This window comes from Tardiphaga robiniae, assembly GCF_013359755.1.
Lineage (GTDB): Bacteria > Pseudomonadota > Alphaproteobacteria > Rhizobiales > Xanthobacteraceae > Tardiphaga > Tardiphaga robiniae.
Map to the genome: position 1 here is coordinate 1 of NZ_JABMCJ010000077.1, position 16533 is coordinate 16533.

Sequence of the window (16533 nt, forward strand, 5' to 3'; positions counted from 1 at the left end):
GGCTACCCTGTCCCTCCGCCCTGGGACACTAATTTTGGTGATGGGGCCGTTCGCCAAGGCAGATGTGCAGGCAACCGAAAAAACACCGCAGGCGGAACGTCGGGCAATCGCTCGGCGCCTCCGAAAGTCCTGATGCACTCTAAATTGCGGAAGACCGCATCGCATCAGGCCCAAGGGTGCAACGGGCACCCGGCGTTCCGCACGCCCTCTCAACAGAGGGCGGGAATGCAAGACACGACGGCGCCCCCGCGCCGCAAACAATGGGGGCGATGACGCATGTCTGAAGAGCAGTGGCTGTTTGACAGTTGAATCTGAACTAGCGTGACGCGCGCACGCTCAAACCAAACGCCGTCATGCCCGGCGCATGCCGGGTATCCACGTCTTGGCGACAAAGCAAGGCGTGGATGGCCGGAACAGGTCCGACCATGACGTGGGAGAGGCCTGGGTCATTGCGAAGCTGGCTTCGCGCTGTCCGCGCATGACGACCGAGAGCGTTACGCGAGATCGCAGGATCGGTAGAGCACGGGCGCATCGCTCCGGAGCGAGCCCATGCTGCGTTCCAGCGCGCAGGTGAGCGCATCATTAACCCTACCCTGCACATTCATCGCGGCCACTCTCGCCTGGCAACGTCACACGCATCATCTTGCGTTACGTCATCAGCGGACATCCACCGGGACCTTGAACCATGGACCTGCATCGCCGCCATCTGCTGACTGCGTCCGGCGCGGGTCTCGCCGCCGGCGCATTCGCCGCATCGAGTGACGCGGCACGCGCCGCCACGCTCACCTCGACGCTCGGACGCGACGCCACGCAATATGGTGTGCGTGCCAATAGCCAGGACGACCAGACCCGCGCATTGCAACGCGCCATCGACGAGGCGGCACGCGCGCAGGCACCGCTCGCATTGCCGCCCGGCAACTATCGCACCGGCATGCTCAGGCTCGCGCGCGGCTCGCAGATCATCGGTGTGCGCGGCGCAACGACCCTCACCTTCAGCGGCGGCGCGTCACTGCTGTCAGGCGAAGGCGCGGACTATGTCAGCCTCAGCGGCCTCACGCTGGACGGCAACTTCGCCAAACTGCCGCCGCGGCGCGGGCTGCTGCACATGGTCCAGGCGCGCGAACTCCGCATCAGCGATTGCACCGTTAGCAATAGCGGCGGCGCCGGCATCTGGCTGGACAACACGGCGGGCGCGATCACCGGCAATACACTCGCCAACATCGCCACCACGGCGATCGTCTCGTTCGATGCGCAGGGATTGATCGTCGCGCAAAACACCATTTCCGGCACCAGCAGCAACGGCATCGAGATCCTGCGCACCGCCATCGGCGATGACGGCACGCAAGTGATCGACAATCGTATCGAGGACATCAAGGCCGGCCCCGGCGGCTCCGGTCAGTATGGCAACGCCATCAACGCTTTTCGTGCGGGCAATGTCATCGTCTCCGGCAATCGCATCCGCAATTGCGATTACTCGGCGGTGCGCGGCAACTCCGCATCGAACATCCACATCACGGGCAACAGCGTGTCGAGCGTGCGCGAAGTCGCGCTCTATTCGGAATTCGCCTTCGAGGCCGCGGTGATCGCCAACAACACCGTCGATGGTGCGGCGCTCGGTGTCTCCGTTTGCAACTTCAACGAAGGCGGCCGTATCGCCGTCGTACACGGCAACATCATCCGCAACCTGCTCCCGAAGCGGCCGATCGGTACGGCGCCCGACGACGATGCCGGCATCGGCATCTATATCGAGGCGGACGCCAGCGTCAGCGGCAATGTCGTCGAGAACGCGCCGTCCTTTGGCATGATCGTGGGCTGGGGCAAGTATCTGCGCGATGTCGCCATCACCGGCAACGTGGTGCGCAACAGCTTCATCGGCATCGGCGTATCGGTCGCGCCGGGCGCCGGCACCGCGCTTGTCAGCAACAACATGATTTCAGGCGCGCCGCGCGGCGCTGTGGTCGGCCTCGATCATGCAAAGCCGGTGACGCCGGACCTCACCGCCGATGGCGCACAGCGCTATCAGCAGATTGCCCTCTCCGGGAACATGGTGCGCTAAAGCGCCGTCCGCAGCATCGGATAGCGCGCGCTCATCACCAGAGGATCAAGCGCTTTCTGCCAATCCAGATCTGCCGGCGTCACCGCCGCTTGGCGTGGCGGAGCCTGCCGCAACAGGGTTTCGATCGGGATCAAGACGGGCGAAGCCGCTTCAGCCACCGGCTCGATGTCTGGCTGCAACGGCGCAACCGCGGGCGCTGCGATGGCAGGAGCCGCGACGGCAGCCGGCCGTGGTGGTTCAGAGGCGCGCGGCGCCCGGTAGATCACCCCTTCCGAAGACAGCACGCGCCTCACGGCGGCAGTCTCGCCCTCGACCATCAGCCGCCAGCGTTCAACCGCTTCCTTGGCTTCCTGAATGTTGTCGAGAAACTCGGCTTCGCTGTGAAAACGGCGCCACCGCCCACTCTCGAACAGTTCTGTCAGGTAATCCAGTCGACTCTCGGCAAGAGCGCACCAGCGCTGGGCCAGTGGCCGACCGATGCCGGCATGCGGGTAAGGAAAATTCAGGTGAGATGACATGGAAATGTCCGCAAGAGAAAAAACGGACGCAAAGCAACAAACGAATCACTCACCAATACTTGGAGAGTTTCTGTGGAAAAGTTTTCGGGGTCCAGCGCAATGTGGTCAAACTTGGACAATTGCGTTGGAAACACGTGAGAAAGCCCCGTCAAACCTGAGGTATTGCAGTCAAGCCTTGCTTGAGCCTTGCTCGATGCCGGGCCATGCACCGGCAATCTATGACCTGAAGGTTAAAATTTTTGGTTAACAAAAACGAAAGACCCGTCCGGGGGGACAACCGGACGGGTCAAGCTATACCGGCGCGAATGTTTGGGCGCATGCGCCGGATATGGCCTCGTTGGGGAGGGAATGCCGCTCCCACATCCATATGTCCGGTCCACCCGGCCAAACGTTCAACGATCAGGAGATTATTTTTGGACGTCTGACGCCATCGACGGCGACGATGCCTCGACCGCACGCGTCGTCGGCGCCGGCGCGGTGACGACAACAGGCGTGACAGGCGCAGGCCCTGTCGCCACGGGGTGCTGAGCGCCCTGCACTGCCGATACCGCACTATAGGCATCCGCCGCGCCGGCACCGAACAGGTCGTCACGGCCGGGCGCACCAAGATCACGCGCGGTTGTCATCAGGATGCTGCGGATCTCGTTCGGCCGTAGTTGCGGATTGCGCTCGATCATCAATGCGGCGAGCCCGCTGATGTAAGCCGCCGAGAACGAGGTGCCCGACGTCATCTGGTACTTGTTGTCCGGTGCGGGCAGGAAGATATCGACGCCCGGCGCAGCCACCGCGATGTGGCTGCCGCGGTTCGACGCGGTGAACAGCCTGTCATACGCATCGGTGGCGCTGACTGCGATCACGCTGGGGCTGGCAGCAGGATAAAGCGGCGGCGATTTCGGTCCGGCATTGCCTGATGCTGCGACCATCACGATGCCCTTGCTGGCTGAGGCCGCAATACCGCGCTCGATCAGTGGATCCTGCGGGCCGGCAAAGCTCATATTGATGACCTGGGCGCCATTCATGGCCGCGTGGTTGATACCCTTGAGGATCACGAAAGACGAACTCTCGGCACCGCCCTGCGACACACCAAAAGCGCGAATGGCAAGAATGCGCGCACGCGGCGCACTGCCCATCAGCCGCGCATGCGACACGATCGCACCCGCAATGCCAGTGCCGTGCACATGCGCACCTGCCTTGCTGCCAAGCGCATCGAACGAACCCACGATGGCATCAGCAAGTTCGGGATGCGCGACGTCGATGCCGGAGTCGATCACAGCGACCGTGACATTGGCACCGGCGGACAGCTTGTGCGCCTCGGGCAGACGCAGCTTCGCCAGCGCGTATTGTGCAGGATCGCCCTCGCCCAGCACCGGCGTTGTCACCTGGTCCTGCAACACATAGCGAAAATTGGGTTGCACAGCGCGTACGTCAGCCTCGGCGCGCATCTGGGACTCGACAGTTTCGACCGAACGATTGTCGGTGATCCGGAACAGGTTGATCGTCGCGCCGATCAGCGGAAAATCCTGCGACGACAGACGCTCCAGGCGTAGACGGCGCGCCAGCGCAGCTGTCTGGTCGGGCGTCAGCGCGCTGTCGAGTTCGGCGACGATCTGTCGTGGGACGTAACGCGTGTTGAGGGCCGCCTGCGGGCCGTTGCTGCGCGGTCCACCACCGGCATTCTGGCTGCGGGGCGTCGGGCCGCCGCCGCCGAGATCAGCAACTAATGGCTTCTCGTTGCATTCGCCGGATGCCGCGCGATTGGCATAGGCGCAGCTCGGATAGGTGTTGGGCGAATAACGCACATAAGGAATGGTTGGCAGCACGCCCACGATCTTCGACGGTGGCGTACGCCCTGGCCGCGAGGATATCGGCGGTGCCCGGCTGGCCGTCGTCCCGATCGCCGTACCGCGCGGGCCGACGCTGGTGATACCGACGCGACCAGCAATGGGTCCGCGGCTCACGATATTCGGGCCACGGCCGGCGATGCGACCCGCGCCGGCAGCGATGTTCGGATTGATGCGCGGTGTTGTGCTGGGTGCGATCGTGGGAACGCGCGATCCGATATTGAGGCTCGGCGAGCGCATCATACTCTGCGCGCCAGCGACCGAAAGGCTGAACGGCCATGCGACGGCGAGCGAAAGCACAGCGGCCGTGCATTTCATTATCGGTCCGGAGGCACCACGATCATGTCTCATGGAACAGGCCTCGCACGCACAATGCGGATCGGATCAACCGACGGCGCCTACTGCGCCTGAACCGCCATGCTGACGATCTTCTCGTTCTCCAGCCGGCGGATCAGCCCGGCGATCTGGTCCTTGGTCATCACCCGATTGCCGAACTGCAGCCGGAACAGCCCGTCCTTGCCGCTGTCAACAATCGTACCCTGATAGCCATCGAGCAGCGCCGTGATGTCAGACACCCGTGCAGTCGGCGCAAAACGGACGAACAGGCGCGTCGGGGCTTCCACCGAGGCCGGTGCCGGCGCGAGCGACCGGGTGACAGTGGTCGGTGCACTCGCCGGCGACGGCGCGGCTTCATAGGATGCGGTCTGGAATGAGTGTGTATCGCGCTGCATCAGCACGGTACCAATCACACCGGCCTGCAGCATGATAGCGAGCGCGCCAACAGCGGCCGAAGCCGCCAGCGTCCGCGGCGAAAGCGATGCGAAAAATCCGGAAATCCGCGCCGACAGACCGACCGATGTCGATCCGCTGCGCACCGGCTCGGCGTCAATCGCAGCAAACAGCTTCTGCATTGCCCGTGAGGACGGCGCACCGAGGCTCTCATTGAGGCCAATGGTCTCCGCATATTCTTCCTGGATCACGGCATATTGCTTCGCCAGTTCCGGATCCTTGGCCAGTGCATCATCGACGCGGCGAGCATCACGCGCGTTGAGCGTGCCCGCGGCGTGCCAAGGCAGCAATGCCTCGATCTCACCTGGCTCCTGGGTCGGCACTTTGTTGCTCATCGCCATCATGGCCAGCCTCGTTCAATGCCGGCTGCCTTGAGCAGATCGGCTAATTTCTTGCGCGCATAAAACAGGCGCGTCTTGACGGTGTTCTCGGGAATTCCGACGATCTCGGCCACCTCTTCCACGGACTTCTCGTGGTAGTAGACGAGATCGACGATTTCCCGATGCTCGGGCGAAAGGGATGTCAGGCACTTTCGCAACGCGTCACTGGTATCCTTTTTCTGAACCGACACTTCGGGGTTATCGGACGTATCCTCGATCGCGTTGGCCGTCTCGTCGTCCAGTTCGGCGTCCTTGCGCTTGCGCAGCGCGGACAGCGCCTTGAACCTCGTAATCGCCAGGAGCCAGGTCGAGACCGCGGAACGGCCCTCGAATTTGCCTGCCTGCCGCCACACATCCAGGAACACTTCGCTGATAAGATCCTCAGCAATCTGTTCGTTCCGCACCAGCCGAAGGCCGAAGCGAAACACCCGGACGTGGTGCCTGCCATAAAGCACCTGCATGGCAAGACGGTCGCCTTGCGCAATCCGGGCGATCAGAATCTCATCCGATGCCGCCTGTGTTGCACTCACTGCCCGTCTCGCAAGGTTGGTCTGAATGAGGATGTAAGAGGTTCGATTGACAAGATAAAATCTTCTCGAATGGGCAGGAATATACCGGTCGCGGCTGCTTTTAACCGCGCCGAACGGGCTTTTACCGCCCTTTTCTTGGGCGGAACGGGTAACAGGTAGCATAATGCTGGGGCATTTCCGACCCGAACGCCAGCGATTCACACGGCAACCTTACCAAGTCGTGGCTTCCGGAACAGCCTTGAGACGGAGGAACCTGCATTTTGCAGCCATATCCCGAAACCCTCATCAATGAATACCGTAACTTGCCCTGGCGTCTTGTCCGCCACATCAAGTGAACTCGCCCGGGCTCGTCATCGGCCCGGGCATTTTTACTTAAATAACAAAGCTATTCTTGAAACCTTCTGTCAGTCTCGCTGCACGCGATCTGTCGACAGATGTCGCCGGGAGCAGCAAATGAGTAGCCGGTTACCAGATTGACTTGCGGCAATAGATACCAAACCTAAAGGCTTTGAGCACTAGAGTTTCGTCAGCGAAACCCATCGATGGGCTCAATGACCGCAGCCGCTTCATCAGTCTTGAATCCAGTCAACGGCGACTTCGAAGCCGTCGATGGAGAGTTGCGGTCTGATATGCTGGCACGTCGCCTGAAGCGGCGACGGCAAATGCTCGCACTCGCGGCTGCCAGTCATGCCGTCAATGTCGTGCTGCTTTTCGTCTTCCTTGCAGCAGGCACTATCGATGGCACCATCGTCGCGGCCTATGCCGGCTGCGCTTTTGCCTCTGTCCTGATCTTCCTCGCGATCTCCGAGAGCGGCTTGACGGATGACTGGCGCGATCATTTCTTCGCAGCGCCCTACACGGCTGTCACGTACGCACTTCTGCTCGCCTTCGTTTACACCGCGCCCAATGTCGCCGTCGTGTTTCTCTGCGCATTGTTTCTTGTGGCTAATGTCATCGCCTTGCGTACCTCGCCCCGTGAAGGTGTCGGCGCCTGGACCGTCATGACCGGCGGCCTAGCACTGCTGTATTTCTTCGTCGATCTGCCCTTGACGCTCCCCTCCAGCAACTCGATCGAACGCTTCGGCACATTGCTGACATTCTCGATGACCATCGCCCGCAGCATGTTCATTGGCATTTTCTCCAGCTCACTACGCGACGCGCTGTTTCGGCGCCGCGTTGAACTCGAGGCCGCCTACAAGCGCATCGAAGAGCTCGCAGAACTTGATGAACTGACGGGGTCGTTCAATCGCCGCTGCATCATGCGGCTGCTTGACGATGAAATCATCCGCGCACAGCGCAGCAACACACCCTGCACCGCCGCGCTGATCGACCTCGACTGGTTCAAGCGGATTAACGACAATTTCGGACACCCAACCGGCGACGAAGTACTGCGGACCTTCGCCATCACCATTTTCGCCAATATCCGCAGCATCGACAAATTCGGCCGCTATGGCGGCGAGGAATTCCTTTTGGTGCTGCCGGACACGCCGCATGACAAGGCCGTGCAAATGCTCGACCGTTTGCGGGGGATTGTCGAAGCCCTGGATTGGAGCGCATTTTCCGACGGCTTGACCGTGACGATTTCGGGCGGCGTTGCCACATTGGGTCCGAACGACACGCCAGACACCTTACTCGCACGCGCCGACAGCGCACTCTATGCCGCCAAGGAGCGCGGACGAAATCGAATTGCAAGCGCCTGAACGAATTTTACGACCCCTGGCCGCAACATATTAGCGGCAGGACACGATTAGAATTACGGGATTTGATTTATGTCTTCGAAGTCACCGTTATCGGCAAATTTACTCGACGAACTTGACGCCGCACTGGCCCACGGAACGGTCGCACGGCGCGTGGAAACGCTGCGCCGCGTCACGGATCTGTTCGTCAACAATGCCGTGGATTACTCCGACGCGCAGATCGCAGTGTTCGACGACGTCTTCGATTGCCTGCTGACGCATATGGAAGCGTCTGCAAAGGCCCTTCTGGCCGAGCGACTGGCACCCATCCCTGTCGCACCGCCCCGGGTCGTCCGGACCCTCGCATTCGACGATTTGATCGAGGTCGCCGCCCCCGTGCTCTCACAATCGGAGCAGCTCGATGATCATGCGCTGATCGAAAATGCACGCACCAAGAGCCAGGACCATCTGCTCGCGATTTCGACGCGCAAGGTCCTGAGCGGCGCCCTGACGGATGTTCTTGTCGAACGCGGCAACGACGCCGTCGTCACCAGCACCGTCAACAACCGCGGCGCCGACATTACAGAGCGCGGCTACAATACCCTGCTCTCCCGTGCCGAGGGCAACGACACGATTGCGACATGTGTTGGCCTGCGTCCCTCCATTCCGCGCCACCACTATCTGAAGCTCGTCGCCAAGGCGTCGGCCTCGGTCCGGGCGAAGCTGGAAGCCGCCCACGTCCACCACACCGCCGACATATCTCTGGTGGTTCAGCAGGTCGCCCGGCGGGCTCGCTCCGCACCAGGCAGCATCAGTCAGCAGACCGTCATCGCCCATGGTCTCGTACGCTCCCTGTTTGAAGACGGTCGGCTGGATGAAAACGAAGTGGCGAAATTCGCCGAAGCCGGCAAGTTCGACGAGGCTAACGCCGCGCTCGCGTGCCTGGCCAACGTGCCAATCTCCGTCGCGGAAACCATGATGGTCGAATCCCGCAGCGAGGGCATTTTCATTCTGTGCAAGGTCGCGAATTTTTCATGGAAGACCGTCAAGACCATCATCAACATGCGCGAGCAACTCGCTGGAACGCAAATGTCTGACAGCGCGACCGACCGCGAGACCTATGAACGTCTGCGCATCTCCGCGGCACAACAGGTCCTGCGCTTCCACCGTATGCAGCAGGCGACGTCCGACCTACCTGCCGCCTGACGTTTGTCAGTCGACATGTTTCCACGCGAATGGCCGCAGTCTGGCCATTGAGACGGAGCGCCGCAACGCCAATTGCGCTGAGCAGCCATTCCGTCAGCAGGCATCGACTTGCCGGTGAAGGCGCTGATAGTGATGCCTCGATCACGGCGAATAACGCCGGAACGGGTTGGCATCAAGCAGGGCGGGATTCATGCGCGTCTTGATTACAGGCGCCGGTGGCTTCATCGGCAGAACACTCACTTCTGTGCTGCTTCAAGCAGGCGCGCTCACCAGTACTGCAGGCACAAGCGAAACAATCGAGGAGCTCCTCCTTCTCGACACACATCTGCCGCCAGCATCCGACCGATGTGTGAGGCACTTGCAAGCCGACATCGACGCACCCGATACGCTGAAGAAAATCGCTGCATGGAAACCCCATAGCGTGTTTCATCTCGCCGCTGTGCTGACCAGCGCCGCAGAACAGGACCCGGCGCGCGCGCTGGCGGTGAATGTTTCGGCACTGGCGGAATTGATCGACGCGATCGGCGCGAAAGATGCTCCGCCGCGCCTGATCTTTCCAAGTTCGATCGCGGTCTTCGGCGGCCTATTGCCTGATCATGTCGATGACGATCATTTGCAGCGTCCACAAACCTCCTATGGCACGCACAAGGCCATCGCCGAATTGATGCTGGCGGACGCCACGCGTCACGGAATGGTCGATGCACGCGCCCTGCGCCTGCCGATCGTGCTGGTGCACCCCGGCCCGCCAACACAGTCGGTATCTGACCGTATCGCAGGCATCGTTCGTGATGGCGTCGCCGGAAAGCCGTCGATTTGCCCATTGCGCGCGGACACCAAAGTGCCGGTCGTTTCGGTGGAGACCGTTGCGCAGAATTTGATCACGCTTCACAATGCCGATCCAGCCAAGATGCGCGGGAAACGCGCGCTCAATCAACCTGCTTTGACGATCAGCATGGAAGACATTATTGAATCGATCGCACGTGTCACCAACACCACGCCGAACGTGACATATGCCCTCGATTCCGATCTCAAGAAGATCGTCGATAGCTGGCCGAAAGGTTTCATCTCCACCCGCGCGCCATCCCTCGGCGTCGTCGCCGACAAGAGTTTCGAGGACATCGTGAGCCAGTATCGCCAGCGTCTTGCCGAAAAATCTGCTGCATGACCGAGCCTGCAGTCGACATCTGCATCATTGGCGCCGGCTCATCCGGTATTGCCGTTGCCAAGGCCCTGCACGACAAGGGGCTCAGTTTCGACATCTACGAGAAGGGCTCAAATATCGGCGGGATGTGGCGCTACGGCAATGACAATGGCCTGTCCTGCGCCTATCGCAGTCTGCATATCGACACCAGCCGCAACAATCTCGGCTACTCCGATTTTCCGATTCCAGCCGACAAGCCCGACTTCCTGTCGCACCAGCAGTTGCTGGAATATCTGGAAGCCTATGCGGATCGGTTTGGCGCACGATCTCGCACCCGCTTCAACTGCGAAGTGACCTCGGTCGAAAAGACCGATGACGGCTGGCGCGTCACGACGAAGGAAGGCACCCGCGAATACAAGACGGTGATTGTCGCCAACGGCCATCTCTGGGATCCGCGTTGGCCGACGTTCTCTGGCACATTCAACGGCACGGCGATTCATTCCAGCCAGTATCGCACCGCGCAGCCTTTCGAGGATAAGAAGGTGCTGGTCGTCGGCATCGGAAATTCGGCCGTCGATATCGCCATCGATCTCTGCAAGCGCGCCAGCAGCGTCGTGCTGTCCACGCGAACCGGCGCCCATATCATGCCGAAATACATGATGGGCATCCCGATCGATCGCTGGTCGGCCTTCTTCGCGCGCAAGCTGAAATTCCCGACACTGCTGACACGCATGATCATGGCACGGCTGATCTATCTCGCTGTCGGCGACCAGACCCGCTTCGGCGTGCCGAAGCCGAAACATCCCATGTGGCGCGAACATGCGACATTGAGCCAGGAGCTGCTGCCTTATATCGGCCATGGCTGGATCAGCATCAAGCCAAACGTCACCGCGCTGGAGGGGGACGCCATCGCCTTCGCCGATGGCACGCAGGAGAGCTTCGACGCGGTGATCTACGCAACCGGTTACAAGACCAGCTTCCCGTTCCTCGCGCCCGAGATCTTCTCGGTGCCGGAAGATGGCGGCATGGTCGATCTCTATCGGCGCATCACGCCGCCGAACCGACCCGGCCTGTTCTTTGCCGGATTGGTGCAGCCCATCGGGCCGACCATACCGCTGGTCGAAATCCAGGCCCGATGGATCGCATCTGTGCTGACCGGAAAGGTCGCCCTGCCCAGCCCTGGCGATATGGCGCTGGAGGTCCGCGACTTTCACCAGAGGAAGATCAGCACCTGGCTCAATTCAGCGCGCTACACGCTGGAAGTCGATTTCAAGGATTATGCCGGCGAGCTCAACGGCGACATTGCAAAGGCGGCAAGTGGGCGTCCAGCGGCCATGGCATCGGCCTGACCGGATTCATTTTTCGCGGAACGCGTGGCTCTCGCACCGCTCAATAGCGCAGTACTTTCGAACCGATGGCTGCACCCAGCGCCGCCACGACGAGGGCTGCGAGCGTGTACCAGGTCGCGACAAACAGCGGCGAGTCGTCCGCGCAATGCGCGGCGTAAAACGTCGCCCCTAGCCCGGCTGACATCAATCCCGCGAGTGCACCGGCAACGGCGGGGCGTGACGGCGCGCCGTGGCGCAGCGCGATCATCGCGCCGCCGAGGATCGGCAGCGACAGCAGCGTGATCGCCGCCGAACACAGCGACGAGTTTCTGCCGATAATGCGCACCATCATCGGGGCGCGCTGCGGCATCGTCATTTCGACGATCAACGCCACGATGAGTATGAACGGCGACAGCAGCAACAGCCAGATCCAGCGCCCCAACGACGCCTCGGGCCGGGACAGATGGACACTGATCACGATGGCTGGAATGGCGAGCGCCAAGGTCACCAGAAACTTCGTATCGAAGAACGGATTCCGCATCGCCGACATGAAGTCCGGGCGAATGCCAAGCGTCACCAGCAACATCGCCGCCACCACCGGCAGCGTGACCAACAAGGCCATCGCGAGCTGCGTGCTCACGGGACGCGGCCTCTGATCATTGTCGGCGGCGAGCGTTTGAATCAGGCGATCGGTATCCATGGTCAATCCTTTCGCAGCTTGGCTGCGAGGCTCGCGAGCCCACGATGCAACGCCACGCGCACGGCGCCTTCGGTCATCGACAATTTCGACGCCGTGGTCTTGATGGATGCGCTCTCCACCGCGATCGATCTCAACACGTCGCGCTGCCGCGGCGGAAGATCGGCGAGATGATTGGATATCTCGACGGTGGGCAATGTTTCGGCCGGCGGCTCGCTCGGAATCGTCTCGGCAAAATCGTCGATATTGACGAAGACGCGACGTCCGCGGCGACGCAGCGCATCGATCAGCTTGTTGCGGGCGATCGCAAACAGCCACGGCGCGAATGGCGCGTTCGCGTCCCAGGTCTGCCGCTTCAAATGCACCGCCAGTAAAATGTCCTGCACAATATCCTCGGCCTGATCGGGCGGCTGGCCAGCCCGTGACAGGCCCTGCCGCGCTCCGGCGCGCAGCACGGGCGTAACCGACTTCAGCAGGCGATGATAAGCAACGCTATCCCCTGCATTGGCCGACCGCATCAGATCGGTCCATTCGTCGTCACGTCCGCGCACGCGCGCTCCTAAAGCCAATTCGGCGGATAATTCAGTTTGTTACGCTAGCTGAGAGAAAAATCACGGAACCGTGAAGCCCTTACCTACGCCCCAATCCCGAGCCGAAGATTCAAAGACATCCGGCTCATACCATCGAACCGTCAGAGTGACATCCGTCGCCTTGATTTCAAAGGCAGATTTTAGCTGACGCCTGTGGAGACGATAATTGCGGCAGCGTTCATGCCCCGTTTTTGCCGGACTCGTCCGAAGATTCCCTTTTTTTGCCCCGGTGTGAACACCTGCGCAGTTTCCCTTGCGGCCATTGGGGGCCGGTACTTTGGGGAGATTTCCATGAACATCAGAGCCAGCGGACGTGCGGCATTGGTCATCGCAGCCGGATTGTGGATCTGCACATCGGCACCGCTTCACGCGACCGAAAACGACGCTCCAGCATCCGAGCCGGCCGCAGCGGTTGGCAGCGCTGCAGACACGTCCGCCGAACCAGCAGCGAAGGCCACCAAGCACCGCAGTGCCAGGAAGAGCGAAACGAAATCGCGCAAGTCCGACCGGCAGGCAACCAAGACGTCGAAAAAATCGGCTGATGAGGACACTGCCAAAACGGAAGACGCGAAGCCGGGAAGCAGCGATACTGCCATCCCGTCATTGGTCGCCAATGCCAATGCGCAATGGCCCTCTGAGACAGCAGCGACCAACACCTACAACATGTCATCGCAAGCCGGCAGCGCGCTTGGCCAAATCGGCGGCCAGCAGGAACAGCCCGCAACGACGTCGCCGGATTCCGGCGCCAGCAACGCGCAGCTCGTTGCCGCTGACCAGCTCAACGACCTCGATCGTGCCATCAGCAACGATAAGCCGCCGCTGACGCTCGCAAAGGCCACCATCGACACACCGGCACCGGAAGTCGCCACCGAGAGCAGCACGACCTGGGACAAGACCTCCCTTGTTGGTAAGATCTTCATCGCATTTGGCGGTTTGCTGACCATGGCCTCTGCGGCCCGTATGTTTATGGCTTGAACCCCATCCCCCGAGCGGGCAAATTGCGCGGGGCTGTCGATCCTGGCAGCTTCGCAAAAATCCGCGGGATGGAACATGAGCAGCTACGAACACCTCATCGTTGAGCGCAAAGACGCGGTCGGCATCATCACGCTGAATCGCCCGAAGATGCTGAATGCGCTTTCTTTCGGTGTGTTCGGCGAAATCAAGATCGCCATCGACGAGCTGGAAGCCGACACCGCCGTGGGCTGCATCATCGTGACCGGCAGCGAGAAGGCATTTGCCGCCGGGGCAGATATCAAGGAGATGCAGCCAAAGAGCTTCATCGACATGTTCTCCAGCGACTTCACCGCGATCGGCGGCGACCGTGTCGCCACCTGTACCAAACCGACCATTGCTGCCGTCTCAGGCTATGCGCTCGGCGGCGGCTGCGAACTAGCCATGATGTGCGACATCATGATCGCCGCAGACACCGCGAAGTTCGGCCAGCCGGAAATCACTCTTGGCACCATTCCCGGCATTGGTGGCACCCAACGCCTCACCCGCGCCATCGGCAAATCAAAGGCGATGGACCTCTGCCTGACGGGCCGCATGATGGATGCGGCGGAAGCCGAGCGCTCCGGTCTCGTCAGCCGCATTGTCCCGGCCGACAAGCTGATGGAAGAAGCCATCGCCATGGCGGAAAAGATCGCCGCCATGTCACGCCCGGTAGCGACGATGGCAAAGAACGCCGTCAATCGCGCCTTCGAGACGCCGCTCACCGAAGGCCTCAAGGTTGAACGCGATCTGTTTCATGCGACATTCGCGCTGGAAGACCGTTCAGAAGGCATGGCCGCCTTCATCGAGAAGCGGAAGCCGGTCAACAAGAATCGCTAGGCTGAGCCGCTGCGCGCGAGCGCGGCGGACACCAGCACACGATAGGCGCGTTCGGCCCATGTGGCCGGACGATCGAGCCCGAGCCGCGCCAGCGCCGCCTCATCAGATGCGCTGGCTGTATGTGTCATGCCCTCCCAGAACAATCCAGCGAGCTTCTGCGGCGACGCCGATGCAGCGCTGAGGATCTGTAGTGCGGGGATCAGGCGCTGTTCTACTTCGGTGAAGTCGCTACCAAACGGGAACATGGGCAGCAGACCGGCGTCCCGCGCCGACCTGAGGACAGCGGAGATTCGCTGGGGCACGTTGTCGCGATATGCTGCAGGAATGTCATAGCTCCTGGGAAGCTTTCCGGCCTCCTTGGCTTGTCGCATCAGCTCCGGCTGAAAGCGCGAGTCGGACACCTGCAGCATGGCCGCGATCACATCCGCATCGGATTTCCCGCGCAGATCGGCGACACCATACTCCGTCACGATGATATCGCGCAGGTGTCGCGGGATTGTGGTGTGACCGTAGCTCCAGCGAATATTGGAGGCTGGCTTCTTGCCGGCGCGCGTCGCTTCGAGAGTCAGGATCGAGCGTGCACCCTCCAGAGCAAAAGCCTGTGAGACGAAATTATACTGCCCGCCGACCCCGCTCACGACCTGGCCGTTCTCGAGACCGTCGGAGATCGCAGCGCCCATCAGCGTCGCCATCATCGTGTTGTTGACGAAGCGCGCATCGACGCGCGCACGGCGTTTGGCATCTTCGTCACCGTAGAGTTCGTTGGTGAATGACACCGGCATCATCTGGATTTTCGCCAGACGCTCCGGCGTCATGTCGCGCAGCGCCTGATAGAATGCCTTCGGCCCAAGAAAGAACGCGCCATGCACGATGGTGTCATCCACCTCGCGCTTGAGAATGCCCGCATCAATCAAACCGAGAAATGCTTCGAACAGCATTTCACTGACGCCGTAGAGGCCGCGTTCGAACGTCGCGACTTCTTTCGGAGGCGCGTCGGGGGCAAGACGCTGCATCAGATTACGAAACGCCGCATTGTCGCGGTGGCGAACGATCAGGCCCTGCGCCAGCGCATCGCCCACTTGCCCAATGCCGATCTGCAGCGTGCCGCCGTCGCACACCAGGCCGGCAGCGTGTAATCCAATCGCGTATTTGGTGTCGTTGACCGGTTCGGACGGGGGCGCAAACAGCGGAAATTCAGTCTCCGGGCTTTCGAGCACCGCGTGAAACTCATCGCTGGTAAGATCACCCTGCCCCGGCATGAAGGGCAATTCCGAATTGACCTGACCGATTAGCCTGAACGAGACGCGACCTTCATTGCGCGCCCGCATCAGATCAAGTGTGGTGTCGGTATTGCAGCTCAGACTATAGCGCGCGGCGCCATCGACCACACGCTTCGACACCAATTGCGTGATGACGTTGAGCCCGCGCGTCAGAAGATAGGACGACGCATGGGTGTAGTTCGCCGAAATATAGTGCTGCTGCGCGTCGGCAACCCGCAACCATTTTCCCGCAAGGAAGAAGAATTCGTTGACCTGAATGTTTGGCGGCAGCTCACCTTTATGCAGCGCGTTTGCATAAGCGAGATCGGGATAGCCCCCGAACAGCCGTTCGATCACCGGATTGATGAAGCGCTTCTCCAGCTCGCTGGATGGTCTCGGCTTCTCCAGTGTCAGGGCAGAGAAGAACGTCAGTCTGACATTGCGATCGGCCAGCGCGCGCTGATAGAGCGCATTGATGATATGGTTGGCCTTGCCAAGCCCGAGCGGCAGCCCGACCACGAGCGTCGTCCCGACGTCGCGAATGATGTCTTCAGCGATGGCGTCGGGATCAGTGAAGATCTTGGGCATAAGCATTCCGGCTGGGCAGGATCGGCAGCTCCTCAGCGCAATCGCGCAGCAAAGCCGGATAGAGTTACCACTGCGTGCGGTTATTCAGAAATGTGCCCGACATG

At 61.1% G+C, this 16533-nt stretch carries 14 protein-coding genes; 7 read left to right on the plus strand and 7 right to left on the minus strand.

Going from position 1 to position 16533, the window contains the following annotated elements; translation table 11 throughout:
• Positions 1-685 precede the first annotated feature (685 nt).
• A complete protein-coding gene (locus tag HP556_RS08710) occupies positions 686-2056 on the plus strand; it encodes a TIGR03808 family TAT-translocated repetitive protein (protein ID WP_175366658.1) in 1371 nt (456 codons plus the stop codon).
• Here the strand turns inward: HP556_RS08710 and HP556_RS08715 are convergent.
• From HP556_RS08715 to HP556_RS08730, 4 genes are all read right to left on the minus strand, one after another.
• Entirely contained in the window at positions 2053-2574 is a 522-nt protein-coding gene (locus tag HP556_RS08715; RefSeq protein WP_093761862.1) for a TIGR03809 family protein, read from the minus strand. The two genes, HP556_RS08710 and HP556_RS08715, sit on opposite strands and share 4 nt — an antisense overlap.
• 407 nt (positions 2575-2981) lie before the next feature.
• A complete protein-coding gene (locus tag HP556_RS08720) occupies positions 2982-4733 on the minus strand; it encodes a S8 family serine peptidase (RefSeq protein ID WP_246297528.1) in 1752 nt (583 codons plus the stop codon).
• Between the two features lie 80 nt (positions 4734-4813).
• A complete protein-coding gene (locus HP556_RS08725; protein WP_089266986.1) occupies positions 4814-5548 on the minus strand; it encodes a hypothetical protein in 735 nt (244 codons plus the stop codon).
• Positions 5545-6114: a sigma-70 family RNA polymerase sigma factor gene (locus HP556_RS08730; protein ID WP_089266985.1), complete on the minus strand. Its 570-nt coding sequence runs from the start codon at positions 6112-6114 to the stop codon at positions 5545-5547. Before HP556_RS08730 ends, HP556_RS08725 begins: the two co-directional genes overlap by 4 nt.
• A gap of 551 nt (positions 6115-6665) precedes the next feature.
• On the opposite strand from HP556_RS08730, the gene HP556_RS08735 reads away from it, so the two are divergent.
• The 4 genes from HP556_RS08735 (at position 6666) to HP556_RS08750 (ending at position 11486) form a co-directional block, all read left to right on the plus strand.
• A complete protein-coding gene (locus HP556_RS08735; protein WP_175366660.1) occupies positions 6666-7814 on the plus strand; it encodes a GGDEF domain-containing protein in 1149 nt (382 codons plus the stop codon).
• 69 nt (positions 7815-7883) lie between these two features.
• On the plus strand, positions 7884-8996 hold the full coding sequence (locus HP556_RS08740) for a DUF2336 domain-containing protein (protein ID WP_175366661.1): 1113 nt from the start codon (positions 7884-7886) through the stop codon (positions 8994-8996).
• A gap of 190 nt (positions 8997-9186) precedes the next feature.
• Positions 9187-10161 (plus strand): NAD-dependent epimerase/dehydratase family protein, encoded by a 975-nt coding sequence (locus tag HP556_RS08745; protein WP_175366662.1) that lies wholly within the window; start codon positions 9187-9189, stop codon positions 10159-10161.
• Positions 10158-11486 carry a flavin-containing monooxygenase gene (locus HP556_RS08750; protein WP_175366663.1) on the plus strand — a complete coding sequence of 443 codons (1329 nt, stop codon included), beginning with the start codon at positions 10158-10160 and terminating at the stop codon, positions 11484-11486. Before HP556_RS08745 ends, HP556_RS08750 begins: the two co-directional genes overlap by 4 nt.
• A gap of 40 nt (positions 11487-11526) precedes the next feature.
• On the opposite strand, the gene HP556_RS08755 is transcribed toward HP556_RS08750, so the two are convergent.
• Together HP556_RS08755 and HP556_RS08760 are read right to left on the minus strand one after the other, a co-directional pair.
• Complete coding sequence (locus HP556_RS08755) at positions 11527-12165, minus strand: NrsF family protein (protein ID WP_175366664.1); 639 nt, start codon at positions 12163-12165, stop codon at positions 11527-11529.
• Between the two features lie 2 nt (positions 12166-12167).
• Complete coding sequence (locus HP556_RS08760) at positions 12168-12713, minus strand: sigma-70 family RNA polymerase sigma factor (protein ID WP_175366665.1); 546 nt, start codon at positions 12711-12713, stop codon at positions 12168-12170.
• A gap of 330 nt (positions 12714-13043) precedes the next feature.
• On the opposite strand from HP556_RS08760, the gene HP556_RS08765 reads away from it, so the two are divergent.
• Both HP556_RS08765 and HP556_RS08770 read left to right on the plus strand, forming a co-directional pair.
• Positions 13044-13727, plus strand: a complete 684-nt coding sequence (locus HP556_RS08765) for a hypothetical protein (RefSeq protein ID WP_175366666.1) — start codon at positions 13044-13046, stop codon at positions 13725-13727.
• A 75-nt stretch (positions 13728-13802) separates the two neighbouring features.
• Positions 13803-14582: an enoyl-CoA hydratase gene (locus tag HP556_RS08770; protein ID WP_175366667.1), complete on the plus strand. Its 780-nt coding sequence runs from the start codon at positions 13803-13805 to the stop codon at positions 14580-14582.
• On the opposite strand, the gene HP556_RS08775 is transcribed toward HP556_RS08770, so the two are convergent.
• Entirely contained in the window at positions 14579-16429 is a 1851-nt protein-coding gene (locus HP556_RS08775; protein ID WP_175366668.1) for an acetyl-CoA hydrolase/transferase C-terminal domain-containing protein, read from the minus strand. The two genes, HP556_RS08770 and HP556_RS08775, sit on opposite strands and share 4 nt — an antisense overlap.
• Positions 16430-16533: the final 104 nt, after the last annotated feature.